The 22,295-nt window shown below is 69.0% G+C and carries 24 protein-coding genes; 14 read left to right on the forward strand and 10 right to left on the reverse strand.

Annotation, left to right across the window (positions count from 1 at the left end; all coding sequences use genetic code 11):
• Nucleotides 1-87: 87 nt before the first annotated feature.
• Nucleotides 88-999 (forward strand): HPP family protein, encoded by a 912-nt coding sequence (locus SYV04_RS12495; protein ID WP_321545950.1) that lies wholly within the window; start codon nucleotides 88-90, stop codon nucleotides 997-999.
• Here SYV04_RS12495 and SYV04_RS12500 read toward each other — a convergent pair.
• Complete coding sequence (locus SYV04_RS12500) at nucleotides 977-1,483, reverse strand: TetR/AcrR family transcriptional regulator (RefSeq protein ID WP_321545951.1); 507 nt, start codon at nucleotides 1,481-1,483, stop codon at nucleotides 977-979. The genes SYV04_RS12495 and SYV04_RS12500 overlap by 23 nt on opposite strands.
• Nucleotides 1,484-1,652: 169 nt before the next feature.
• Between SYV04_RS12500 and SYV04_RS12505 the strand changes: the two genes are divergently transcribed.
• Together SYV04_RS12505 and SYV04_RS12510 are read left to right on the forward strand one after the other, a co-directional pair.
• Nucleotides 1,653-2,762, forward strand: coding sequence for an MBL fold metallo-hydrolase (locus SYV04_RS12505; protein ID WP_321546546.1), 1,110 nt, complete (start codon nucleotides 1,653-1,655; stop codon nucleotides 2,760-2,762).
• A gap of 13 nt (nucleotides 2,763-2,775) precedes the next feature.
• On the forward strand, nucleotides 2,776-3,450 hold the full coding sequence (locus SYV04_RS12510; protein WP_321545952.1) for an NAD-dependent epimerase/dehydratase family protein: 675 nt from the start codon (nucleotides 2,776-2,778) through the stop codon (nucleotides 3,448-3,450).
• Between the two features lie 67 nt (nucleotides 3,451-3,517).
• On the opposite strand, the gene SYV04_RS12515 is transcribed toward SYV04_RS12510, so the two are convergent.
• From SYV04_RS12515 to SYV04_RS12535, 5 genes are read right to left on the reverse strand one after another with little or no spacing between them, the layout of a single operon-like run.
• On the reverse strand, nucleotides 3,518-4,489 hold the full coding sequence (locus tag SYV04_RS12515) for a PLP-dependent aminotransferase family protein (RefSeq protein ID WP_321545953.1): 972 nt from the start codon (nucleotides 4,487-4,489) through the stop codon (nucleotides 3,518-3,520).
• A complete protein-coding gene (locus SYV04_RS12520; RefSeq protein ID WP_321545954.1) occupies nucleotides 4,486-5,796 on the reverse strand; it encodes a radical SAM protein in 1,311 nt (436 codons plus the stop codon). Before SYV04_RS12520 ends, SYV04_RS12515 begins: the two co-directional genes overlap by 4 nt.
• Nucleotides 5,797-5,852: 56 nt before the next feature.
• Nucleotides 5,853-6,236 (reverse strand): translation initiation factor, encoded by a 384-nt coding sequence (locus tag SYV04_RS12525; protein WP_321545955.1) that lies wholly within the window; start codon nucleotides 6,234-6,236, stop codon nucleotides 5,853-5,855.
• Nucleotides 6,236-7,561, reverse strand: coding sequence for a vitamin K epoxide reductase/DsbA family protein (locus SYV04_RS12530; RefSeq protein WP_321545956.1), 1,326 nt, complete (start codon nucleotides 7,559-7,561; stop codon nucleotides 6,236-6,238). Before SYV04_RS12530 ends, SYV04_RS12525 begins: the two co-directional genes overlap by 1 nt.
• Complete coding sequence (locus SYV04_RS12535) at nucleotides 7,558-7,884, reverse strand: cupin domain-containing protein (RefSeq protein WP_321545957.1); 327 nt, start codon at nucleotides 7,882-7,884, stop codon at nucleotides 7,558-7,560. The genes SYV04_RS12530 and SYV04_RS12535 overlap by 4 nt, the downstream gene beginning before the upstream one ends.
• Nucleotides 7,885-7,922: 38 nt before the next feature.
• Here SYV04_RS12535 and ygfZ point away from each other — a divergent pair, with 38 nt between their 5' ends.
• Nucleotides 7,923-8,987 (forward strand): CAF17-like 4Fe-4S cluster assembly/insertion protein YgfZ, encoded by a 1,065-nt coding sequence (ygfZ, locus tag SYV04_RS12540; RefSeq protein WP_321545958.1) that lies wholly within the window; start codon nucleotides 7,923-7,925, stop codon nucleotides 8,985-8,987.
• Here ygfZ and SYV04_RS12545 read toward each other — a convergent pair.
• Nucleotides 8,973-10,190, reverse strand: a complete 1,218-nt coding sequence (locus tag SYV04_RS12545; protein ID WP_321545959.1) for an amidohydrolase family protein — start codon at nucleotides 10,188-10,190, stop codon at nucleotides 8,973-8,975. The two genes, ygfZ and SYV04_RS12545, sit on opposite strands and share 15 nt — an antisense overlap.
• A 229-nt stretch (nucleotides 10,191-10,419) precedes the next feature.
• On the opposite strand from SYV04_RS12545, the gene SYV04_RS12550 reads away from it, so the two are divergent.
• From SYV04_RS12550 to SYV04_RS12595, 10 genes are all read left to right on the forward strand, one after another.
• A complete protein-coding gene (locus tag SYV04_RS12550; RefSeq protein ID WP_321545960.1) occupies nucleotides 10,420-11,361 on the forward strand; it encodes an alpha/beta hydrolase family protein in 942 nt (313 codons plus the stop codon).
• Entirely contained in the window at nucleotides 11,358-12,545 is a 1,188-nt protein-coding gene (locus tag SYV04_RS12555; protein WP_321545961.1) for a class I SAM-dependent methyltransferase, read from the forward strand. Before SYV04_RS12550 ends, SYV04_RS12555 begins: the two co-directional genes overlap by 4 nt.
• A 21-nt stretch (nucleotides 12,546-12,566) precedes the next feature.
• Nucleotides 12,567-13,691, forward strand: a complete 1,125-nt coding sequence (locus SYV04_RS12560) for a fatty acid desaturase family protein (protein WP_321545962.1) — start codon at nucleotides 12,567-12,569, stop codon at nucleotides 13,689-13,691.
• A gap of 2 nt (nucleotides 13,692-13,693) precedes the next feature.
• Entirely contained in the window at nucleotides 13,694-14,653 is a 960-nt protein-coding gene (locus SYV04_RS12565) for an alpha/beta hydrolase family protein (protein WP_321545963.1), read from the forward strand.
• Nucleotides 14,653-15,483, forward strand: coding sequence for an alpha/beta fold hydrolase (locus tag SYV04_RS12570; RefSeq protein ID WP_321545964.1), 831 nt, complete (start codon nucleotides 14,653-14,655; stop codon nucleotides 15,481-15,483). The genes SYV04_RS12565 and SYV04_RS12570 overlap by 1 nt, the downstream gene beginning before the upstream one ends.
• Nucleotides 15,484-15,574: 91 nt before the next feature.
• The gene (locus SYV04_RS12575; RefSeq protein ID WP_321545965.1) at nucleotides 15,575-15,874 is read left to right on the forward strand and encodes a hypothetical protein; all 300 of its coding nucleotides are present in this window, start codon (nucleotides 15,575-15,577) and stop codon (nucleotides 15,872-15,874) included.
• Complete coding sequence (locus SYV04_RS12580) at nucleotides 15,871-16,845, forward strand: ferritin-like domain-containing protein (protein WP_321545966.1); 975 nt, start codon at nucleotides 15,871-15,873, stop codon at nucleotides 16,843-16,845. The genes SYV04_RS12575 and SYV04_RS12580 overlap by 4 nt, the downstream gene beginning before the upstream one ends.
• The gene (locus SYV04_RS12585; RefSeq protein WP_321545967.1) at nucleotides 16,839-17,210 is read left to right on the forward strand and encodes a holo-ACP synthase; all 372 of its coding nucleotides are present in this window, start codon (nucleotides 16,839-16,841) and stop codon (nucleotides 17,208-17,210) included. Before SYV04_RS12580 ends, SYV04_RS12585 begins: the two co-directional genes overlap by 7 nt.
• Before the next feature lie 26 nt (nucleotides 17,211-17,236).
• Nucleotides 17,237-17,659 (forward strand): acyl-CoA thioesterase, encoded by a 423-nt coding sequence (locus SYV04_RS12590; RefSeq protein ID WP_321545968.1) that lies wholly within the window; start codon nucleotides 17,237-17,239, stop codon nucleotides 17,657-17,659.
• A gap of 8 nt (nucleotides 17,660-17,667) precedes the next feature.
• The gene (locus tag SYV04_RS12595; RefSeq protein ID WP_321545969.1) at nucleotides 17,668-19,374 is read left to right on the forward strand and encodes an AMP-binding protein; all 1,707 of its coding nucleotides are present in this window, start codon (nucleotides 17,668-17,670) and stop codon (nucleotides 19,372-19,374) included.
• On the opposite strand, the gene hppD is transcribed toward SYV04_RS12595, so the two are convergent.
• The 3 genes from hppD to SYV04_RS12610 are packed head-to-tail and all read right to left on the reverse strand — an operon-like array spanning nucleotide 19,371 to nucleotide 22,182.
• A complete protein-coding gene (gene hppD, locus SYV04_RS12600; RefSeq protein ID WP_321545970.1) occupies nucleotides 19,371-20,531 on the reverse strand; it encodes a 4-hydroxyphenylpyruvate dioxygenase in 1,161 nt (386 codons plus the stop codon). The genes SYV04_RS12595 and hppD overlap by 4 nt on opposite strands.
• Before the next feature lie 29 nt (nucleotides 20,532-20,560).
• Nucleotides 20,561-21,208, reverse strand: coding sequence for a maleylacetoacetate isomerase (gene maiA / locus SYV04_RS12605; RefSeq protein WP_321545971.1), 648 nt, complete (start codon nucleotides 21,206-21,208; stop codon nucleotides 20,561-20,563).
• Complete coding sequence (locus SYV04_RS12610) at nucleotides 21,205-22,182, reverse strand: fumarylacetoacetate hydrolase family protein (protein WP_321545972.1); 978 nt, start codon at nucleotides 22,180-22,182, stop codon at nucleotides 21,205-21,207. Before SYV04_RS12610 ends, maiA begins: the two co-directional genes overlap by 4 nt.
• Nucleotides 22,183-22,295: the final 113 nt, after the last annotated feature.

Below are 22,295 nucleotides of genomic sequence, written 5' to 3' on the forward strand. Positions count from 1 at the left end.
CTCCACAAGCAAACCCCGGGTTCACGCGGGCTGCCCCAGAGGGTGGCCCTATCGACAAGGTAGGGTCCCGCATGGTCTATCTATTGGGTGACCCGTAGCCAACACCCGGAGAAGCTCATCTCCGCCGCCGGCGGATTCGTCGGCATCCTCCTGGTCCTGCTCGTCAGCGCCTACTTCGTGGGCCCGACCTCCGCGAGCCTGGTCGTCGCCTCCATGGGAGCGTCGGCCGTGCTGCTGTTCGCCGCTCCGCATGGACCGCTCTCCCAGCCCTGGCCGGTCTTCGGAGGCCACCTGCTGTCCGCCGTCGCCGGCGTCACGTGCTGCCGGTTTATCTCCGACCCGCGCATCGCCGCGCCCGCGGCGGTCGGGCTGGCCATCGGGGTGATGTACTACGCCCGGTGCATCCACCCGCCCGGGGGAGCGACCGCGCTGACGGCGGTGCTCGGAGGGCCCGCGCTGCAGGAGCTGGGCTACCAGTACGTGTTCACGCCCGTGCTGCTCAACGCGGTGATCATCCTCGTGGTGGCGGTGGCGGTGAACGCCCCGTTCGCGTGGAGGCGCTACCCGGTCGCCTGGGCCCGGCGCGCTCCGCCGCCTCGCCCCGAAGCGCCGGCCATCTCCCAGGAGCACCTGACCTTCGCGCTGCGGCAGATGGGGCCATTGCTCGAAGTGACGGAGGAGGAACTGGCGGAGCTCTACGCCATGGCCCAGCACCACGCCGGGGGAACGCACTTGTCCCCGACGCAGATCCGGCTGGGTGGGTGCTACGCCAATGGCCGCGCGGATGCGCGGTGGGCCATCCGCCAGGTGGTGGACGAGCAGCCGGGAGCGACGCCGGAGCAGGACGTGGTGGAGTACCGGGTGGTGGCCGGGTACGAGGGACGTGGGAGCGGCAGGTGTACCCGTGCGGCCCTGGCGCTCTGGGCCCGGGAGGAAGTCCCTCCCCCGGTCGTGGCGGGTGCGGCCGAAGCCCGCGTCACGGCACGAAGCGCTCGATGAGGAGCTGAACGCGCCGGCGCAACACGCGCGTCGCCGGCACGTCGGACTGGAGCCCGTCGACGGCGAGCATGAAGAGCTCGGAGAGCTCCTTGGTCTCGAGGATCGCCTGGGTGTACTTGAGCCGGAGCCGCTCGTGCTTCGCCTCGACCTCCGGGAGCAGCCGCGCGCATGCCTCGTAGAACTCGCTCGCCATCGGCGCGCCTACCAGCTGGTCCCACGGCTCCAGGAGTAGCAGCTCGTACACCTGCATCAGCTTGTCCCGCTTGCCGCCGGGCGTGGCCAGCACCTGCTCGACCTTGGGATAGCGCCCCTCGAAGATGAACTCGAAGAGCGCGGAGAAGATGTCCTCCTTGTTCTTGAACTTCCGGTAGATGAGCGGTCGCGAGATGTTGGCCCGCTTGGCGATGTCGTCGAGCGAGGTCTTCGCGTAGCCAAACTGGAGGAAACAGTCTCGCGCGGCCTCGAGGATTGCCACCCGACGCATCGCATCGCGCTCTTCGCCCTTCGCATCCAACATGAGGACAAATTGACAAAAAATACCCAATTTGTCAATTTGTAACCCCGGCGAGGATGCGCCTGTCTGGAGAGCCCTGGTGAAGAGCAAGACGTTACGCAGCGGCATTGCCCGTGTGGCCCTGTGGGCCGGGGCGCTGATGGTCATCGCCGTGGTGGGGATTCTCGCCAGCGCGTGGCCGGCGATGGGAGGGAAGGCCGAAGGCGCGAGGCGCACGCGAATGGAGCGCTCTCCGCAGTGGAAGGAGGGACACTTCGAGAACCCGCAGCCGCTGGTGAACGACTTCTGGCGTTCCATCACGGGCATGTCCGACGCCAGCCCCTACGTGAGCCCGGTGGGGCAGCCGGTGCCCACGATGCCCGGAGGCCGCGAGCGGTTCGAGACGCCGCCCGCCACCGGCTTGCGTGTCACGTGGCTGGGGCACTCCTCGGTGTTGCTGGAGATCGACGGCCACCGAATCCTCACGGATCCGGTGTGGGGCGACCGCGCCTCGCCGCTGAGCTGGGTGGGCCCGAAGCGCTGGTATGCCCCGCCGATTCCCCTCGCGGAGCTGCCTGAAATCGATGCCGTCGCCATCTCCCACGACCACTACGACCACCTGGACTACCCGACCCTCAAGGCGATGAAGGACTGGAAGACCACCTTCATCGTGCCGCTCGGAGTCGGTGCCCATCTGGAGTCCTGGGGAATCCCCGAGGCGCGCATCGTCGAGCTCGACTGGTGGCAACAGACGAAAGTGGGGAGCATCGAGGTGACCTGCACACCCGCGCGCCACGCGTCGGGGCGGACGGGAATCGACAAGGACGCGACGCTGTGGGCGGGCTACGCGTTCGCGGGGCCCAAGCACCGCGTGTACTTCTCGGGCGATACGGGGCTGTTCCCGGCGATGAAGGACATTGGCGAGAAGCTGGGGCCCTTCGACGTGACGATGATTGAAGTGGGCCAGTACAACAGCGCATGGCCCGACTGGCACATCGGGCCCGAGCAGGCGGTACGGGCCCACGAGATGGTCCGAGGCCGCGTCCTGGTGCCGGTGCATTGGGGGCTGTTCACCCTCGCGGCACATGGCTGGACCGAGCCGATCGAGCGGGTGCTGGCGGCCGCCGGACAGTCGGGGCAGACGGCGATCGTGCCGAAGCCGGGCCAGAGCATCGAGCCGGGCGCACCGCCCGCGGCCGAGCGCTGGTGGCCGGACCTGGCCTGGAAGACCGGGGCGCAGGATCCCATCGTCTCCACCCAGGTGAATTGACGAGGCTCATGACATGAAGGTCATTCTCTTTGGCGCGACGGGCATGGTCGGACAGGGAGCCCTGCGCGAGTGCCTGCTGGATCCCGATGTGGAGCAGGTGCTCACGGTCGGGCGCAGCGCGACGGGGCAGCAGCACGCGAAGCTCCGCGAGCTGGTCCACAAGGACCTGTCGAACTTCTCCGGCGTGGAGGAGGCACTGACGGGCTACGACACATGCTTCTTCTGCCTGGGAGTCTCCTCGGCGGGCATGTCGGAGGAGGACTACCGGCGCGTGACGTACGGGATGGCGCTGGCGGCGGCGGAGACGCTGGTCCGGCTCAACCCGGGAATGACCTTCATCTTCATCTCGGGGATGGGCGCCGACAGCACCGGGCGCAGCCGCACCATGTGGGCGCGGGTGAAGGGCGAGACCGAGAACGCCCTGCTCCAGCTTCCCTTCAAGGCGGCGTACATGTTCCGCCCCGCGTACATCCAGCCGCTGCACGGAATCAACTCGCGGACGAAGCTGTACCGGGTCCTCTTCGTGGCGGCAGCGCCGCTCTACCCCGTCTGGAAGCGGCTCTTCCCGAAGCACGTGACGACCACCGAGCAGTTGGGACGCGCGATGCTCCAGGCCGCGAAGCAAGGAGCGCCCAAGCGCGTGCTCGAGAACGAGGACATCAACAAGCTCGTCGCCGCGCACGCCTGACCGGCGCTCTTTCCAAACCTGTCTGATGTCGGACAGGTTTGTCCAAAGCCCCTCCGGACCGAGCCCCTCACCCCAGCAGGCAGGTCACCGCGCTCCAGCGCGCCTCTGGAGGGCCGAACACCGAGCCGGGCACGGCCAGCCAGCCGCGCTCCAGGAGCGCCTCGAAGCTCAGCGGGGACGTGCTGAAGTACCCAGTCCTCGGAAGCTCGAATGGCGGCGAGCCGAGCGCCTCGCGCACCCTGCCCCACTGCTCATCGAAGCGGGCCTGGACGCGTGCGGGCAGCTCGCGGTGGTGCTCCAGGAGGAAGCAGGCCTGGCGCAAGGCGAGGGGATCGAGCGGTGGCACCTGCCCTCCTTCCAGGCCCCGCGCCACCGCGCCCGGAACGAGGGCGAAGCCCGCCAGGTCCGGCGTGAGGTGTCCCTTGGCCAGCGAATGCACCAGCAGCGCCTGCCCCGTCCGCAGCAGCTGCTCCGTCGCAGCGGTGAAGCGCGGCGCGAAGGTGTACACGGCATCGAGGACCAGCAGTCGCCGGGGGTCCGCGCCCAACCAGGCTTCCAGTGCCCGCGTCTCCGCCTCCGAGAGGACACGGCCCAGGGGCACGAGGGGCTCGGGCAGGAGCATGACTTCCGGCGCGGCGCCGGGAGCCTGCGCAGGCAGCATGGGGGCTGGGCACGTGGGGAACGGCTGCACGGGCAGCCCTGCCTCCGCCGCGAGCACGAGGTACACGGGATAGACGTCCGAAGGCGCATGCAGCACCCGCCCCTCTCGGGCGAAGTGCTGGACCAGCAGGCGCAGCAGGTCGCGCACCCCGCGCCCGAAGAGGACCTGGGCCTCGGTCCCAGTGGAGGGCAGGCCGAACGCCTCTCGCCACGCGCGCTCCAGCTCCCGCGCCTCGCGCACCGGCGGCGACTCGGGGAGCTTCGGCGCCAGGGCCGAGAGCGCCTTCGGGGGATTCATGCAGTCGAGCCGCACCAGCCGTGAGCCGCGCTCACTGGCCAGCAGCTCCTTGCAGAAGCGCTTGTAAGCCTCGAAGTTCATGCCAGCTCCAATCGGCTGTGACGGTCCTCGAGCGAGGCATAGCAGGCCCCATCGGCGAGCACGTTCCAGCTTCGCGCCAGCCCCTGGGTGCGCTCCCAGAAGAGGCTCGGCTCGGTATAGGTGGCCACGCGCATCCAGCGTCCGCCCACCTCGCCCTCGTACACCGGCGAGCCCCAGGGCAGCGCCGCCACGCGCGCCCAGCCCTGCGCCTCCAGCCAGTCAGTGGCCAGGGCAAGCGGCACCTGATGCTCCCGGCTCCAGCGGTTGGACGGCCGCGAGTGGTACACGGACTCCTCCGAGGTGGAGACGTAGAGCTCCTTCCACGTCACCTCCTCCACGCCCTGGGCGGCAGCCCACTCCAGGTAGGCCGAGAAGCTCTCCGCCGAGTCCAGCCCGCCCCGCTGGAGCACCGCGATGAGGCGAGGCTTCAGGACGCGGAAGCCGCCGGTGCGGAAGCTCTCCAGCACCCGCTCCGTCCCGGTGTCCAGCCGCATGAGGGCCGCGTTCCGCGCGGGCTCGGCATGGTGTCGGGACAGGGAGAGCACCGTCAGCCCGGCTTCCTCGAGTCGAGCCAGCGCGCTGCTCCGGGCCTCGCTCTCCAGCCGCGAGAGGAAGACACCATTGGAGATGAGCACCACCTTCCGGGGGAAACGCTCGGCGCAGGCGCGCACCAGCTCCACCAGACGCGGCAGGGGCAGCAGCCCGGGCTCGCCACCGCCGGTGATGACGGCGCGCTCGGCGCCCCGGGCGAGCGCCTGATCCAACAGGCCCTCCACCACCTCGGGGGAGAGCGCGGCCTGCGCCTGGTCCGCCGAGATGGAGGCCTCGGAGAAACAGAACGCGCAGTCCGCCTGGCACCCGCGAGCGATGGGCAGAAACGAGATGGAGCGCGGCTTGAGCCCCTCATAGGGCATCAGCGTGGGGTGGAGCACTCGGAGCGAGCGCGCCAGGGCCGCCTCCAGGTCCCACGCGGTGAGCGAACCATCCGCCTCGATGCCATGCACCGCGGTGAGCCGGATCTCCGGCCGGGGAACGAAGCGCCCCAACCCGGTGCGCTCATTGGGCATCAGCTCTTCGGTGGGAACCTGGGTCTCCAGCGCGATGAGCTGATCTCCCGGAAGTGCCAGCCGCTCCAGCAGCTTTCCGGCCTTGCGGACGCCGATGTCGAGTTCCTCCCGCCGAAGGAGGAAGAAGCGGTCCGGGAAGGTGCTCTCGGGGATGCGGGCCTTCGAGTAGCTCAGCGCGTACTTGTCGAAGGCGCGCGCCAGGTTGGACAGCACGGTGATGTGGAAAAGACTCTCCCCCATGGCACCAGCATGGCCCGCCTGTCCGGGCCCTGCCAACCACCTGGCGGGTACTGCCGTCAGCCCACGATGACCTTCCGGACGCCGCGTGCCTCCAGCAGCGCGGGCAGCCGGTCTCGGTGGTCACCCTGCAGCACCAGCGCGTCCTCTTCCACCACTCCGCCACAGCCCAGCGAGCCCTTGAGCGCCTTGAGCCACACCTCCCGCTCCGAGGGCTTGAGCTCCAGCTGCTCCACCACCGTCACTTCCTTGCCGCCCCGCCCCTTGCGCTCCATCCGCACCACCGCGCGCGCGGGCCCCTTGCGCTCCTCCACCTTCCGAGGAGCCGCCACGGGCGCGGGCGCCGAGGGCAGCTCCTCACGCTTGCCAGCCAGCGCCGCGAACGGGTTGTGGAAAGGGGCCGCGGGGGCGGCCTCCTCCGGCTTCTTGTCTTTCTTGCCCATCAGTGCGCGTGAGCCTGCACCGGGGGGGCGGGAGGCAGCACCTTGAAGGCGGGCGCGTTCGCGTCCCCGTCCACCATCGCCAGCACGTAGAGGAACGGGACGCTGGGAGGAACCTCGCGCCCGTTCACCACCACCAGCGGCGTGCCGTGGATGTCATGCTGCTGGGCGTAGGAGACATCCTCCTGGATACGCACCGCCGTGTCGGGGCTGTTCACGCAAGCCTCGAGCTGCGAGCGGTTCATCGAGCCCGAGGAGGCGATCTCCATCACCTTCTGCGCGTTCAGCCCGGCCTGGGCCTGGAACAGCTTCTCGCGCAGCTCCCAGAAGTCGGGGGCGTTCTCCAGGCAGATCTGCGCCTTGGCGGCGACGCACCGCGTGCCCGTGACGTCCGTGTGCTGCGGCGGGATGGAGGGGTTGCACGCCCCATCCAGCGGATACTGCCGGGCCTCCAGGGACAGCTTCCCCTCGGGCAGGCGCTTCTTCAGCGCGGCCACGGCCTCCACCAGCATCTTGCAGTGGGGGCACTTGCTGTCGGTCCACTCGACGACCTTCACCGGCGCCTCGGCCGAGCCAAAGCGGCGGCGCGCGGGGGCGCGGGCCGGCAGCGGCTGGTCGTGGCGGTACTGCGCCAGCGCGGAGGCGGCCATCTGCTGCTCGCGCGGATCCAACCCGCGCAGGTAGGCCTCCAGCGAGCCGGCATCGGCGGTGAGCTGCGGCAGCGCCTCCTCGGCGGGGGTGAGCTTCGGAGTCGCGCGCCCCGGCCCGAGCAGCGCCACGAAGCCGGCCACCGCGAAGCCCACGGTCCACTTCAGCGCGCGGCCCCACTCACCGGCCAGGGGCACCACCGGACCCGGCAGTCCACGCCAGGCCACCGCCGCGAAGGCCAGCACCAGCCCGTAGGTGCCCAGGCACGTGGGGCACAGGGCGCCGGTGGAAGCACTCACCGCGGCGAACACCACGGTGGACAGCACACCCGCGGCGGCCGTCAGCCGCAAGCCATTGGTGGCGGGCCGCACGGTGTGGCCCGAGCTGCGCCAGGCCAGGTACAGGCCCGCGAGCCCCGTGGCCACCAGGCCCCACAGCAGGCCCAGGCCCGCCACGGGGATGCCCAGCGTCTCATGCACGCGGCTGGCGAAGGAGGTGTTCCACACCGTCTCACAGTTGATCGTCTGGGAGACGCCACACACGGTGGTGCCGCCACCGCGCAGCGTGAGCAACTCACGCCACTGAAACAGGGCGAGCGCGCTCTCCGCGAGGCCCAGGACCAGCAATGCCACGGCTCCGCGGAAGGGAACGGGAGGGGGCGGGTTGGCCTTCTTGCTCATGCGTGCTCCGGAGGGGGGGTCATCAGGACGAGGAGCCGGGCGTTGTCCGGCCCCTCATTGGTCATACCGTGCTCCACGCCAGCGGGAGCAAAAACGGCGGCGCCGGGGCCGTGGGACTCCTCCTCGGCGCCAATGCGGAAGCGACAACGGCCCTCGAGGACGAGGTACACCTTGTCGGACAGGGTGTGCTTGTGCGGCTTCTGGGACTGGCCCGGAGCGACGCAGTACACGTCCAGGAAGAAGCGTCCCGACTGGAAGAGGTTGTGCTTCTGGAGCTTCTCGGCCGAGAAGCCTTGGAAGGCGGACAGGTGCTTCACATCCATCGTGGCATTCACTCCTGGGCGTCTATATAGCGACGGACATGGAACCGCTGTCGCTGCATTTTCTTCACGAGCAGGCAGGCGCCCACTTCTTGGAGGTGGGAGGCCGGGAAGTCGCGGCCGATTATGGAGACTCGGAGGCCGAGTATCGAGCGGCCCGTGCGTCCGTGGCCCTACATGACGCCTCCTACCGCGAGACGCTCCGGATAACGGGGGAGGACCGCTCCAGCTTCCTGCACGGCATGGTGACGCAGGAGGTGAAGGCGCTGCCCACCGGCGCGGCGGCCTACGCGGCGATGATTACCGCCAAGGGCGCCATGGTGGCCGACGCCCGAATCCTCAAGCGCGAGGCCGATCTGCTGCTGGACGTGGAGCCAGGCACTCTCGCCAAGGTGAAGGATTTCCTGGAGAAGTACCTGATTTCCGAAGACGCCGAGCTGCAGGACGTCACGGGCGAGTGGGCGCTGCTGCGCCTGCTCGGGCCCCGGACGGCCGAGGTGCTGGGCGCCGCGCTGGGCGCCGCCTTCGAGCCCCTGGCCGCCAACGCCTCCCGGGAGGCCACGCTGGCGGGCGCGGGGGTGCTGCTCGTGGGGCAGCCGGCGTTCGAGAAGCACGGGGTGGACGTGCTCGTCCCCCGGGGCGCGCTGGAGGCGGTGTGGAAGGCGCTCGTCCAGGCGGGTGGCGTACACGGGCTGAAACCGCTGGGCTTCGGGGCGCTGGAGCTGCTCCGGGTGGAGGCAGGGGTGCCGCGCTACGGGCAGGACATGGTGGACACCACCATCCCCCTGGAGGCGAACCTCACCCAGGCCATCTCGTACAACAAGGGCTGCTACATCGGGCAGGAAGTCATCGCCCGCGCCACCTTCCGCGGCCACATGAACCGCAAGCTGACCGGGCTGCTCCTGGGAGAGGTGAAGGCAGCGCCCGGCACCGAGCTGCGCAAGGGCGAGAAGAAGGTGGGCTGGCTCACCAGCGTGGTGCGCTCTCCCGCCACCGGGCAGCAGGTGGCGCTGGGCTACGTCCACCGGGACCACCTGGAGCCCGGCACCGAGCTGACGCTGGCGGAGGGCCCCACGGTGAAGGTGGCCGCCCTACCGTTCGCCTGAGCTGTCGCCCACGCCGTAGAAGCGGGCGCAGTTCTCCCAGAGGATCTTCCGCCGGGCGCTCTCCGGCAGGGGAATCTGCAGGAAGCGCTCGATGGCGCGCGGGTAGCGAGAGTCCGGGTGCGGCCAGTCGGTGGAGAAGACGATGTTGTCGGCGCTGCCCAGGTGCTCGACGACGTGGGTGACGAAGTCCTCGTCCGCCTCCACCGAGACGACGCACTGCCGCCGGAAGTAGTGACTCGGAGGCTCGGGAAGCTGCTTGTGGGAGACGCCGAGCTGGATCTCCCAGTGCTCGTCCATCCGGTGGAGCAGCCACGGCACCCAGCCGCAGTTGCCCTCGAAGAAGCCCACCTTGAGCGTGGGGTGCCGGGCGAGCACGCCGCCACCACAGAAGGCCATGGTCGCGTACATCATCTCCATGGAGTGGCAGGCCACATGGCGCAGGAAGATGTTGCTGCCGAACTGGCTGCCCGCCTGCGGCAGGTGTGAGCCCACGCCCTCATGGAACACCACGGGGACGCCCAGCTCGGTGCAGGCCTCCCAGAGCGGGTCATAAATGGGGTCGTACCACTGCCGACCGCACACGGGGTTCGGACGAAGGAAGAGGGCCCGGAAGCCAAGCTCCTTCACGGCCCGGTGGGCCTCGCGCACGGCGTCCTCCACGGAGAACGGGGACACCATCGCCGCACCGAGCAGCTTGCGGGGAGCGTGCTTCACATAATCATAGAGCCAGTTGTTGTAGGCGCGCGCCACGGCGGCGGCGAACCCCGGCTCCAGCTCATCCACCGCGAGCGCGAGCAGGCCCGAGGTGGGGAAGACAACCGTCATATCGACGCCCTCGGCCTCCATCGCCTCGAGCTGCGTCTGCGCGGACCAGCCCCGCCGGGAGAAGTCGGCGAAGCGGGACTGCTGAAAGGCCTCCAGCGCGCGGGCCTCGGGCCGCTGCTCGACAGCCTGGCGGACGGCCGCGCGGACCTGCGGCGAGGGGAGCACCGCGGGCAATCGGCGCCCATCCGGCCCCCGAGGATCGAACCAGGGCATGAGCCGCTGCTCGAGCTCCATGTAGACGAGCGCGTTGCGGAACGCGAACTCCGAGCTCCGGGGCGCCCTCGCCTGGTACCCCGGCTCGATGTAGCGCTCCCATAACTCGGGGGGTTCCACACAGTGCATGTCGCTGTCGAACACCGCGTAGCCTGCTCTGGCCATCTCTCACCGCCTCGTCATCGGGTGGACTGAGCAGACGGAGAGCTCGCGACTCCAAAGTGACGCGAGCGCTGCTTGCCCCTCGGAGAGCAGGCACGAGCCGATTCGAGCCATCACACCCGCGCCGAATTCCCTCAAGCCTCTCAAAAGGGCGGCGGCAGCAACGGCGTCACGCTCCCACCTTCAACACAGGGCCTCACGCCAGGGGCCCATTGCGCGAGGGCAGCGAGACATGAACATCCACATCGAGCAACTGACGATTCCCGCCACCGACGGCTACAAGCTGGCGGCGACGCTCTTCTCGCCGGAGGAAGAGACCACCGGCCCCGTGGTGCTCATCAACCCGGCCACGGGCGTCAAGCGGACCCTCTACGCGCAGTTCGCCCGGTTCCTCGCGGGACGGGGAATGTACGTCCTCACCTACGACTATCGCGGCATCGGCGGCTCGCGTCCCAAGCCCCTGCGCTCGCTGAAGTCGAACATGGAGGCGTGGGGCACCGGAGACCTGGCCGGCGCCGTGGACTGGCTGGTGGAGCGCTACCCACGCCGTCCGCTGCTCGCGGTGGGCCATAGCTCGGGCGGGCAGCTGCTCGGGCTGACGGACCGGGCCCAGTACGTCTCCGCCATGCTCGGGGTCGGCGCGCAGAGCGGCTACTGGCGCCACTGGAGCGGGCCCCGGCGCTACGCGCTCGCCTGCCTCTGGTACGCGGTGATGCCGGCGGCGTCGCGGCTCCTCGGCTACTTCCCCGCGAAGCGGCTCGGCCTGGGAGAGGACCTGCCCGGCGAGGTGGCACGGGAGTGGGCGCGCTGGTGCCGCAACCCGGCCTACATCTGCGACGAGCGCGGCGTGCCGCTGCGCCCACACTTCGAGGAGTTCTCCGGCCCGCTGCGGGCCTACAGCTTCTCCGACGACACCTTCGCGCCGCGAGCCGCCGTGGAGGCCCTGCTGGGCTTCTACCGCCGCGCGCGCAAGGAGCACCTCCACCTCCACCCAGCGGACCTGGAGGTGGACTCCATCGGCCACTTCAAGTGGCTGCGCGAGAGCTTCCGCGCCTCCCTCTGGGAGGACATGGCCTCGTGGCTGGAGCAGCAGGCACGCGCGGTCCGCCCGTCGGCCCCAGGCATGCGCCTGGGCGCCTCTCAACCCCCCACGCAACCCCCACCGCTCTCATGACCCTCGCCCGCGACACGTTCCTCCACATCCTCGATCGCCACATCTCCGACTCCTCCCTCCAGCTGCTCGTCAATGACAAGCCCCACACCCTGGGCGCTGGAGAGGGGCCCCCCGCGGTCACCCTGCGCATCCACCGAGACCGCTTCTTCAACCGCGTGCTGAGCCAGGGCAACCTGGGCATGGGCGAGGCGTACGTGGACGGAGACTTCTCCGTCGAGCAGGGGGAGCTCCACGAGTTCCTCACCCTGCTGCTGCGCAACCGCATCGATCAAAAGGTGCGGGGGGACCCGCGTACGGTGCTCCGGGTGCTGCGCGTGCAGCTGGGCAACATGCTCTCGGGTGCCCAGTGGCGCTACGTCCAGCACCACTACGACCTCGGGGACGAGCTCTTCGAGTCCTTCCTCGACGACACGATGACGTACTCGTGCGGCTACGCGCTCACGCCGGAGGACTCGCTGGAGGCGCTCCAGTACAACAAGCTGGACCGGCTCTGCCGCAAGCTGGAGCTGAAGCCCCAGGAGCACCTGCTGGACATCGGGTGCGGCTTTGGCGGCCTGCTCATCCACGCGGCGCGCCACTACGGCGTGACGGGCGTGGGCATCACCAACAGCCGGCGACACTGCGAGCGCGGCAACGAGAACATCGCCCGCGCGGGGCTCTCGGACCGCATCCGCATCGAGCTGAGGGACCACGCCTCCATCGACGGGCGCTTCGACAAGGTCGTCAGCGTGGGCATGCTGGAGCACCTGCCGCGCAAGGAGTACGGGCGCTACTTCTCCCGCATCGCCAAGGTGCTGGCGCCGCGAGGCATGGGGCTGGTGCATGCCATCGGCACCAGCGCTCCGTCGAACACGCATGACCCGTTCATCCAGCGCTACATCTTCCCCGGCTCGGGACAGGTGAAGCTCTCGGAGGTGGCCACCCACCTGGAGCGCCAGCGGCTGGCGATCCGGGACGTGGAGAACATCGTCCGCCACTACCACTACACGGCGAAGCACTGGCTCACGCGCTTCCAGCAGAACCAGCACCGCCTGGCCCCGGAGCGCTACGGCCCCGAGTTCCGCCGGCTCTGGGAGTACTACCTGCACTGCTGTGTCGCGGCGCCGCTGGCGTCGGACGGCACCGTCTACCAGGTGCTCTTCATGAAGGACTACGCGGCGCCGATGCCGCTCCACCGCGTCTGAGCCAGCCAAGGAGAAAACACCGTGCATCCCCTGTCCCTGTTGAACCAGGAGTTCATCGCTCGTGGCTGGAACCGCAAGCCCACGGGGCGACTGCTCGCCGAGCTCGCCCTCCACGTGACGCTCGCGCTGGGAGGCATCGCGCTCGTGGTGCTGGCCCGGAGCCCGTGGCTCGATGCCCTGGGCATCCTCGTGTCCACGATGGGCTCGCTGGGTGTCTCCACCAACACCCATACCTCCTCGCACTACTCCACCGCCACGCGGCGCTGGGTGAACCGGGCGCTCACCTACTTCGGCTATCCGCTCTTCCTGGGCATGTCGGCCACGTACTGGTGGCAGAAGCATGTGGCCGTCCACCACCCCACCCCGAATGTCATAGGGCTCGATGACGACGCGGACCTGCTGCCCACCTTCACGATCACCGAACGGGATGTGGCCGAGGCCCGAGGGCTGCGCCGCTGGTGGTTCGAGCACCAGTGGCTCGCCATCCCCTTCGCCATCGCCTTCAACGCGCTCAACGTCCAGCAGGCCGGGGTGCGCTACCTCGTCGGCTGCCTGCGGGACTCCTCGCGCCGCACGAAGGCGCACGTGCATGACGCGCTCGCGCTGCTGGGACACGTGGCGCTGTGGCTGGTGATTCCGGCGTTCTTCTTCGGGCCGCTGGCGGTGCTGGGGCTGTACGCGGTGCGCGTGGTGCTGCTGGGCTACGCCATCTTCATCGCCTTCGCCCCCGCCCACTTCCCCGCGGAGGCGGCCTTCGTGGACCGGGAGGGCAAGAGCCGAGCGGAGTACTTCCGGAAGGCGGACTACATCTTCCTGCAGACATCCACGACGCTGAACTTCCGCACGGGCTTCCTGGGCCGGCTCTTCTGCGCGGGGGTGGACTACCAGATCGAACACCACCTCTTCCCGGGCTACAGCCACGTGTACTACCCCCAGATGAGCCGCATCCTGCGGCGCTTCTGCGAGGAGCAGGGCTACCCGTACCGCACGCTGGGGTGGTGGGAGGCGGTCTGGAAGTCGCTGGTGGTCTTCCGCAAGCCCAAGCCCATCCTGCCCCGGCTCATGACGGTGCATGGGCCGGTGCCGGCCGCGGAGGCTCCGGAGTCCGTCGCCATCGTCGGGGACATGATCGAGCAGGTGGCCTGAGGATGATCCAGCGCCAGCACCACACCGTCGTCACCCGGGATGGCACCTCCCTGGCCGTGACCACCTGGCAGGAGGAAGGCAGGGCGCCGCGCGAAGTGGCGCTCCTGCTGTGCGCCATCGGAGCCCGGCAGGAGCGCTATGCCTCCTTCGCTGAAGGGCTGGCCCGGGACGGCTGGCGGGTGGTCACCTTCGACTACCGGGGCATCGGACGCTCGGCGCTCCCGGAAGAGGCCCGGCACACCGCCTCCATGCGCGCCTGGGGCGAGCAGGACCTGACGGCCGTCATCCAGTGGGTCTGCGAAGCGTTCGACCCCGAGCGACTCACGGCCGTGGCGCACAGCATCGGCGGGCAGCTCCTCCCGTTCGCCGACAACCACCAGCGGCTGGGCGCGGTGGTGCTCGTCGCGTCGCAGCGCGGCTGCTATCGGCACTGGCGCGGATGGAAGCGCTACGGGGTGCTGCTCTTCTTCCGGCTGTACATCCCGCTGTGCCTGAGGCTCTTCGGCCGTGTGCCCCTGTCCTTCGTGGGCCTGGACGACCTGGAACGTGGCATCGCCGAGGACTATGCGCGCTGGGGAATGGACGAGCGCTACCTGTGGCCCTCCGGCGAGTCGCGCTCGGCGCGCTTCTTCGCCTGCACCTTCCCGCTGCTCGCGCTCAGCTTCGAAGACGACACCTTCTATGCGCCGAGGCGGGCCGTCCAGGTGCTGCTGCACGACTTCTACACCTCTGCGCCAGCCCTCTGGTGCCATGTCGAGCACCACCGGCTGAAGCTGCGCGGGCTGGGGCACTCGGGCTTCTTCGATCCCCAGCGCTGTCCGGAGGGCTGGTGGGAAGAGGTCTCCACCTGGCTGCGCACCGCCACCGCGAACGCGCTCCAGTTGCCCCGGCGCGAGGCCGCGGGCGTGCCGGCCCTCACCTCGATCGCCGTACACGTGTCGCGGCCGGGAGCACCAGAGTGATGGAGCCATTCTTCATGGAGCTGCCTCGGGCGCGCGTCCGGGTGCAGGTGACTGGCGACGGTGCGAGGACGTTGGTCATCATCCCCGACCCGCCGAACCTCATCGAGCACCACCGCGAGGTCATCGAACAACTGGCGCGCGGCTTCCGTGTCATCTGCTTCGAGCTGCCGGGGTTCGGGCGCTCAGAGCTGCGCAACGGGGCGCGCTTCAGCCTGGAGCTCCAGGTGGAGATCATGACCGAGGTGCTGGAACGCCTGTCCGCGCGTCAGGTCGTCCTCGAGATGTCCTGCCTGGGAGCGCTGGCGGGGATGCGCCTCGCGCGCCTCCGTCCGGACCTCGTGGAGCGACTGGTGCTCGCCCAGGTGTCCACGCAGGAGCAGATGCGGACCTGGGCCCGAGGAACGGACATCTGCGGCCTCATCCACACGCCGCGCGTGGGACAGGCGCTCGTATCCCTCTGCCGGCGCTTCATCGCGCGCCACTGGTACACGGCGGCGCTTCCGGAGGGGACCGACGCGCGCACTCGTCAGCGCTACCTCCAACCCACGCTCCAGTCCCTTCGCGAGGGAGGCCCCTTCGAGCTCGCCTCGGCCTATCAAGCCCTGCGGCGCTCCGAAACGCTGGAGTACGGCGCCATCCAGCAGCCCACGCTGCTGCTGTGGGGCCGGGCGGACCGGACCCACGAGGACACCTCGCCTCGGGCCCTGCTCCACGCCCTGCCCCACGCGGAGCTGATGGAGTTCGAGGGCTGTGGCCACTTCCCCACCCTGGAAAAAGCAGGGGCGTACGTGGAGCGCCTGCGGACCTGGGCGGGAGGCTTGCCCGGCTGACTGCCCTCCCAGGAAGAGCCGGCGCACGGACCGCCGGGTGCTCACAAGAACCCTCACCGTCCTCCGTCCACACAACAACGGAGAGACATCCATGCTCAATGCCGAAGAGCTGAAGGCCTACATCCAGACGAAGTTCAGCGAGCACGCCTGCCTGAGCCCGAATGAGGTCTTCGGGGCGGACCTGACCCTGGCGGCGATCATCACCCGCTCGGAGCGGATGACCAACAGCGTCGACCTCATGGAGGCGTTCGCCCGGACCTCCAACGCCCTGCGCAAGGAGCACGGCATCCGAGTCCGCCTGCCCGCGCTCGCGCTCGACACGCCGATCTCCAAGGTCCTGGAAGCCTTCCTCCAGGAAGCGCAGCGGCAGCAGGAAGGGAGGGCCGCATGAGCTCGGTGCCCCAGAACGCCTCGGCGACCGTCCGGGACCTGCACGCAGCCCCCGCGCGCCAGAAGACGGCGGCGCCCCAGACGCGCAGGACGGAGATCGTCGCGGACCTGTACCAGGCCTTCAAGGAAGAGGGCCGCACGCTGGTGGACATCACGTGGGAGCAGCAGCGCCTGCACGAGTCCCGCCGCTGGAGCGTGGTGGAGCTGGTCGATGCGGTGACGCTGGAGAACGTGTCCGAGTCGGACCGGCTGGTGGTGTGGAACGCGGGACGCGCCGAGCTGACGACGAAGCCGGGAGCGGACCGGCTCGCGCGGCTGGCCGACACGGAGTGCCGCCGGTGGCAGGGGCGTGATGCCACGGTCGCATCCATCCTGCAGGCGTGCGGCACGTGGAGCCGCTACTGGAACGAGGAGGAGGCGCACCACGAGACCAGCTTCAACCAACTGGCAACAGTGCTGGGCATGGAGCCCATCACCGACCAGACCTTCATCGAGTTCCGGAAGATCTTCCCGGATGACGACATGCTGCGCACGCTGACGCTGCTGGCGTTCTCGGAGATCGTCGCCGCGGTCAACTACGCCCACTCGGCGCGGATGGTCCAGGAGCCAGGGCTCAAGGCGCTGCTCAAGCAGGTGGGCGCGGACGAGATCCAGCACATGACCTACTTCATCGCGTTCGCCAAGGGGCTGGTGGACAGCGGGCGGTACCCGGCCAAAGAAGCCTTCGCGGTGGCGCACCTCTTCCTGCGGGAGGGAGGCGAGGTCCAGGGCAGCAAGCGCGAACGCGTGGAGCAGCGCGAGACGCACGTGAACTGGTGGGATCATGTCGAGTACCGCGAGGGCATGAACGCCCCGGACGCGGTGGAGAAGAAGGAGACGCTGATCTTCCACGCGCTCAAGCGCATCACTGGCATCACCGTCTCCTCGGCCCAGGAGGCCGAAGACATGTGGCTGGAGTTGGTCGGGTGCTGATCGGACTCGGACATGACCTGCAGGCCCTCGAAGAGCTCCAGCCGCTGGAGGGCCTGTGGGAACCCGGGGCCTTCTTCACCGAGGCCGAGGCGGCCCGCTTCGAGTGGAGCCCCTCCCCGGTGGAGAGCCTGGCGGCGGGCTTCTCGAGCAAGGAGGCGCTGTTCAAGGCCCTGCCTCCCATCGAGGGCTGGTACTGGACCGATGCGGAGCTCCATCACGACGAGCGGCACGCGCCCCACTTTCGCTTCCATGGCGTGCTGCGCGAGTTCATGGAGCGCCAGGGCTGGTACGCGAAGCTCTCCATCTCCCACAGCGGGGGCTTCGTCTCGACCGTGGTCATCGTCTCGACCCTGAAGGGCCCCTGAACACTTCCCACCTGAGAGGACACACCGTGCGCTTCGAGGAATCCGCCGTCACGCTGCGCGTGCGGCCCAATGATCTGGACAGCCTGGGACATGTGAACAACGCGACCGCGCTCGAGTACCTGGAGGCGGGACGCTGGGCGTGGCTGGACCAGCATGCCCTGCGCCGCACGGCGCGCGTGCTTCCGGTCGTCGCCAAGATCGAGGTGAGCTACCGCAGGGAGATCCTCCCCCAAGAGGTGGTGGTCCACACGCGCGTCGAGTCGCCGCGAAGCGACGAGCTGGAGGAGGAGTCGGTGATCTACCGCGCCTCCTTCCGGCAGCAGATCCTGATCGACGGCAGCGCCCAGGTGGCGGTGGACGCGCTCGTGCAGGTGGCCTTCATCGACGTGGCGGAGCGCTCCCTGCGCTCGCTCCAGGACTTCCTGGCCTCGGCCCGGAACCGCCCGTGAGGCACGTGATGCTCGACCTCCTCCAGCGGCTCGAGAGCGCGGCTCCCGAGCGGGGCCTGTACCTGCATGAGGACTACCGCAGCGCGCCCACCTTCATCCCCTACACCGAGTTCCCCGCCCGAGTCGCGGCGTGCGCGGAGCACCTCCGGGCTCGAGGCGTGCAACGGGGGACGCGCGTCATCCTCCCCTTCGAGACCGATGAGCGGGTGCTCTTCTCCCTCTTCGGGCTGATGGAGGTGGGCGCCTTGCCCTTATCGGTGAAGCCCCACCTGCCGACCACGGGCCGGCAGGGCTACCGCGACTTCCTGGAGCGGATCTCCCAGCGCTATGGCGCCAGCCGCATCCTCGATGTCCCGAGCCTGAAGGGCTTGGAGCTTCCCTTGGAACGTGTCCCGCTGCCCCCGGCGGGAGCGCGGGTGGAAGGCGCTCGGCTGCGAACAGCCTCCGAGGATGAGCTGGCGTTCGTGCAGTTCTCCTCGGGTTCGACCTCGTTCCCCAAAGGCGTGCCCATCACCCAGCGAAACCTGGTCGCCAACCTGGGGATGATCGTCCACCACGACGGGATGACACCCGAGGACCGGGTGGCGAGCTGGCTGCCGCTCTTCCACGACATGGGACTGATCGGGCTGATGACGTGCTTCTACGCGGGCAGCGACGCCTACCTCACCCAACCCATGAGCTTCCTCATGGACCCGATGGGCTGGCTGGAGTCCCTGTCCGAGCGCCGCATCACCTCCTCGGTCATCCCCAACTTCGCGATCGACTACTCGCTGAAGACCCTGAACGAGCTGGAGCCGGAGGAACTGGCGCACCTGGACCTGTCAGCGCTGCGAACGGTGCATCTGGCCAGTGAGCCCATCAACATCCCGAACCTGAAGCGCTTCACGGAGCAGCTCGCGCCCCAGGGGCTGCGACGGAGCGCGTTCAAACCCTGCTACGGCATGGCCGAGGCAGTGCTGATGGTCACTTGCATGGGACGCGAGGAGGACTGGCGCGTCGTCACCGGCCCGAGCGGGCAGCCCGCCATCTCCGTGGGGCGGCCCCTGCGGGAGTTCGACGTGCGGCTGCGCGCCGAGAACGGTCGCCTGTGCGACGAGCGAGAGCTGGGAGAGATCGAGCTACGGGGCGGCAGCCTCGCACCCGAGTACTTCGAGGACGAGCGCCCGCTCCGTGGAGAAGAGGGCTTCTACGCCACGGGAGACCTGGGCTTCGTCCAGGACGGTGAGCTGTTCATCACCGGCCGCATCGGCGACCGCATCAAGATCAACGGGCAGAGCTACTTCTCCGCCGACTTCGAACAGGCCATCGAGCGGCTCCCCTTCATCCGCACCGGCAGGACGGCGGTGTTCCAGGACCAGGGGCGCGTGGTGGTGCTCGCCGAAGCCAGACACCCCGCGGTGCTGGCACGCAGAGCCCACAGCCAGCGGCAGGTGTGCGCCGCCATCCTGGAGGCGGTGGGAGTCACCGTGTCCCAGGAGGACGTGCTGTTCATTCGCTACGGCCAGCTCCCGAAGACGAGCAGCGGCAAGCTCCAGCGCCGGGCCATCGCCGAGGCCCACGCGCGGGGACACATCCGCCTCGCCACGCCGCTGGGCCTGCACGCGGACCTGCTGAAGCTCCGCGCGCGGCGCCTGGTCCACGGCTCCCTGCGAGTACTGTCCCAGGGACTCGGGCGAGGCCGTGAAGCGGCCCACGCCCGCCCAGCCCGAGGCTAGATGCGCCCTTCGGCCTTCTGCTGCCGCTCGATGCTCTCGAAGAGCGCGCGGAAGTTGCCGCCGCCGAAGCCCTGGTCACCCTTGCGCTGGATGATCTCGTAGAAGAACGGGCCCGCGTGCGGGTCCTTGTAGAGGCTGGCCGCGTCCTTCATGAAGATCTGCAAGAGGTAGGCGTGCTCCTTGTCGCCGTCGATGAGGATCTCCAGCTCGCGCAGTGCGTTGACGTCCTCGTCGATGCGCTTGATGCCCATGCGCTGGATGCGCTCGGGCAGCGCGTCGTAATAGGAGCCCGGCGTGGGCATGAACTGGATGCCCGAGCTCTCGCGCAGCGACTTCACCGAGCGGAGGATGTCCTGCACCGTGAGCGCCAGGTGCTGCACGCCGTCGCCCCGATGGTCCTCGTTGAAGAGGTTGATCTGCGAGGCCTTGAAGAAGGGCCGCAGCGGCTCGTTGTTGGCGAACTTCACCTTGCTGCCCGGATCCCACACCACCGTGGAGCGCAGGCCCGAGCCGTGGCCCATCTTCCGCTCGGCCACGTTGTCGGTGTGGAACTGGATGCCCCAGAACGTCTCGAAGCCCATCACGTGCTCCATCCACAGGAGCATGGGCTTCATCGTCTGGAAGTTGCAGGTGATGTGGTCGACGCGCCCGAAGCCATAGCGGTTGTTGCCGCCCTCGGGCGTGGCGTGCGCCTGGAAGCCCGGGAAGAGCGCCCGGTACCCATCGCGCTGGATGAAGCGGAAGGTGGTGTCACCGAACGGCGTGGTGATGGAGAACATCGCCAGCTTGCCACCGTTCTCGTCGGTGAAGCGCTGGATGTCGGTGATGAAGGTGGCGTCGCGCTTCTCCAGCAGCTTGAAGGCCTTCTCGACGTCCTCCACCTCGTAGTTGATGGTGCCCACCCCGTCCGGGTGCTTGCGCAGGTAGCGCCACGCGCGCCCGCCCTCGCCCACCGGCTGGCTCACCACCAGCACGACGTCGCCCGCCTGGAAGACGGCCGACTTCTGCTTGCCCGCCTTCTCCAGCTCCGGCGAGGACACGCCCAGCTCGGCGAAGTCCAGCCCCTTCACGTAGAAGTTCCGGCTGCGCTCCAGGTCATGCACGTACCAATGCACGCTCTCGATGGTCTTGATGCCCAGGGACTCCAACTTGGCCATGTGCGACTCCTTCTAAGGATGGGTAACCGTCAGGCCGGTACCGCGTCGGGCTGCCGGTCGGGGTGTGCCGCCTGGAAGGCGGGAAGCTGGCTGCACGCCGCTTCGATGCGCGTGAGCGTGGGAAAGGGCGTGAGGTCTACCGCGAATCGCCGGGCCGCGTAGAGCTGGGGAATCAGGCAGATGTCGGCAATCGACACCTGGTCCCCCAGGCAATAGGTGCCGGCTGTCTCCTTCACGGCACTCTCCAGCGCCGTGAGGCCCCGGGTGTTCCAGTGGGCCCCGAAGAGCTTGTCGTCCGCCTTCAGCTCGCCCTTCACGAACTGGAGCACGGAGAGGTTCTGCAGCGGCTGAATGCCCGAGTTCACCATCTCCGCCAGCATCCGGGCCCGGGCGCGCGGCAACGGCTCGGACGGCAGCAGAGGGGGCGTGCGATAGCGCTCCTCCAGGTACTCCATGATGGCCAGGGACTGGGAGAGCCGCCGCACCAGGCCTCCCTCCTCGAACTCGAGGGTGGGCACGGTGCGCATGGGGTTGAGGGCGCGGTAGGCCTCGGTGTTCTGCCGGCCTCCGTCCTGGACCAGGTGGACCGCCTCGTACGAGTAGGCCAGCCCCTTGAGGTTCAGGGCGATACGCACCCGCCACGAGCACGAGGAGCGCCAATAGCTGTAGAGCTTCATCGCTTCACCACCTTCTGGGAGATGCGGCCGAAGAGGTTGTGGCCCTGGGCATCCAGCATCTCGATTTCGATGGTGTCGCCCGGCTTCATGAAGGGCGTCTTCGGCTTGCCCTCCTCGATGGTCTCGATCATCCGCCGCTCGGCCAGGCAGGAGATGCCCCGGGCGCGGTCCGCGTTGGACACGGTGCCGCTGCCCAGGAGGGTGCCCGCCGTGTAGCTGCGCGTCTTGGTGATGTGCTGGATGAGGTCGTGGAAGGAGAAGTGCATCTCCGGGCCCGCGTCCGTGTCACCCACCAACTGGCCGTTGAGCGTGGAGCGCAGGCGCAGGTGCAGCCGGCCCTCCTTCCACGCCGGCCCCAGCTCGTCCGGGGTGAGCGCGAAGGGGCTGAAGGCGGTGGCCGGCTTGCTCTGGAAGAAGCCGAAGCCCTTGGCCAGCTCATCGGGGATGAGGTTTCGCAGGGACACGTCGTTGGCGAGCATCACCAGCCGGATGTGCCTGCCGGCCTCCGCGGCCTTCGTACCCTGGGGCGTGTCGCCGAGGATGACGCAGACCTCGCTCTCGAAGTCGAGGCCCCAGGCCTCATCGGCCAGGGGGATGTCCGCGGTGGGCGCCAGCAGGTCTCCCGAGCCGCCCTGGTACACGAGGGGGTCGGTCTTCAGCGTGGCCGGGGGCTCGGCGCCGCGCGCCTTGCGCACGAGGAGGACGTGGTTGATGTAGGCGCTGCCGTCGATCCACTCATAAGCGCGGGGCAGCGGAGCCATCAGCGCGTTGACGTCCAGCGGACGGTTCTGCACGGCACCCGCCTCGAGCTGCTCGGCCAGGGCGCGCAGCTGGGGCTCCTTGGTGGCCCAGTCATCCAGGGCGCCCTGGAGCGTGAGCGCCACGTGGGTGGCCAGCGCATACGCCGAGTTGTCCCGCTTGACGACGATGAGCCGTCCGTCTCGGGTCCCATCCTTGAGGGTGGCGAGCTTCAATCCCTGGCTCCCAGGCGGCCGAGGAAGGAACTGCCGGGCCACCTGGGCCGGGCTTTTCGGCTGTGGCCCCCAGGGTGTCAAGCAACAGCGGAAGCGCAAGCCTCGGACGCGCC

The organism is Hyalangium ruber, assembly GCF_034259325.1.
GTDB classification, from domain to species: domain Bacteria; phylum Myxococcota; class Myxococcia; order Myxococcales; family Myxococcaceae; genus Hyalangium_A; species Hyalangium_A rubrum.

What these genes read in the sequence shown, in the direction of transcription:
- SYV04_RS12555 (WP_321545961.1), top strand. Translation starts at nt 11,358, where the DNA reads ATGACCCTCGCCCGCGACACGTTCCTCCACATCCTCGATCGCCACATC.
- SYV04_RS12575 (WP_321545965.1), top strand. Translation starts at nt 15,575, where the DNA reads ATGCTCAATGCCGAAGAGCTGAAGGCCTACATCCAGACGAAGTTCAGC.
- SYV04_RS12505 (WP_321546546.1), top strand. Translation starts at nt 1,653, where the DNA reads ATGGTCATCGCCGTGGTGGGGATTCTCGCCAGCGCGTGGCCGGCGATG.
- hppD (WP_321545970.1), bottom strand. Translation starts at nt 20,531, where the DNA reads ATGGCCAAGTTGGAGTCCCTGGGCATCAAGACCATCGAGAGCGTGCAT.
- SYV04_RS12525 (WP_321545955.1), bottom strand. Translation starts at nt 6,236, where the DNA reads ATGGGCAAGAAAGACAAGAAGCCGGAGGAGGCCGCCCCCGCGGCCCCT.
- SYV04_RS12550 (WP_321545960.1), top strand. Translation starts at nt 10,420, where the DNA reads ATGAACATCCACATCGAGCAACTGACGATTCCCGCCACCGACGGCTAC.
- SYV04_RS12530 (WP_321545956.1), bottom strand. Translation starts at nt 7,561, where the DNA reads ATGAGCAAGAAGGCCAACCCGCCCCCTCCCGTTCCCTTCCGCGGAGCC.
- SYV04_RS12500 (WP_321545951.1), bottom strand. Translation starts at nt 1,483, where the DNA reads ATGCGTCGGGTGGCAATCCTCGAGGCCGCGCGAGACTGTTTCCTCCAG.
- ygfZ (WP_321545958.1), top strand. Translation starts at nt 7,923, where the DNA reads ATGGAACCGCTGTCGCTGCATTTTCTTCACGAGCAGGCAGGCGCCCAC.
- SYV04_RS12515 (WP_321545953.1), bottom strand. Translation starts at nt 4,489, where the DNA reads ATGAACTTCGAGGCTTACAAGCGCTTCTGCAAGGAGCTGCTGGCCAGT.
- SYV04_RS12570 (WP_321545964.1), top strand. Translation starts at nt 14,653, where the DNA reads ATGGAGCCATTCTTCATGGAGCTGCCTCGGGCGCGCGTCCGGGTGCAG.
- SYV04_RS12535 (WP_321545957.1), bottom strand. Translation starts at nt 7,884, where the DNA reads ATGGATGTGAAGCACCTGTCCGCCTTCCAAGGCTTCTCGGCCGAGAAG.
- SYV04_RS12580 (WP_321545966.1), top strand. Translation starts at nt 15,871, where the DNA reads ATGAGCTCGGTGCCCCAGAACGCCTCGGCGACCGTCCGGGACCTGCAC.
- SYV04_RS12520 (WP_321545954.1), bottom strand. Translation starts at nt 5,796, where the DNA reads ATGGGGGAGAGTCTTTTCCACATCACCGTGCTGTCCAACCTGGCGCGC.
- SYV04_RS12565 (WP_321545963.1), top strand. Translation starts at nt 13,694, where the DNA reads ATGATCCAGCGCCAGCACCACACCGTCGTCACCCGGGATGGCACCTCC.
- SYV04_RS12510 (WP_321545952.1), top strand. Translation starts at nt 2,776, where the DNA reads ATGAAGGTCATTCTCTTTGGCGCGACGGGCATGGTCGGACAGGGAGCC.
- maiA (WP_321545971.1), bottom strand. Translation starts at nt 21,208, where the DNA reads ATGAAGCTCTACAGCTATTGGCGCTCCTCGTGCTCGTGGCGGGTGCGT.
- SYV04_RS12595 (WP_321545969.1), top strand. Translation starts at nt 17,668, where the DNA reads ATGCTCGACCTCCTCCAGCGGCTCGAGAGCGCGGCTCCCGAGCGGGGC.
- SYV04_RS12545 (WP_321545959.1), bottom strand. Translation starts at nt 10,190, where the DNA reads ATGGCCAGAGCAGGCTACGCGGTGTTCGACAGCGACATGCACTGTGTG.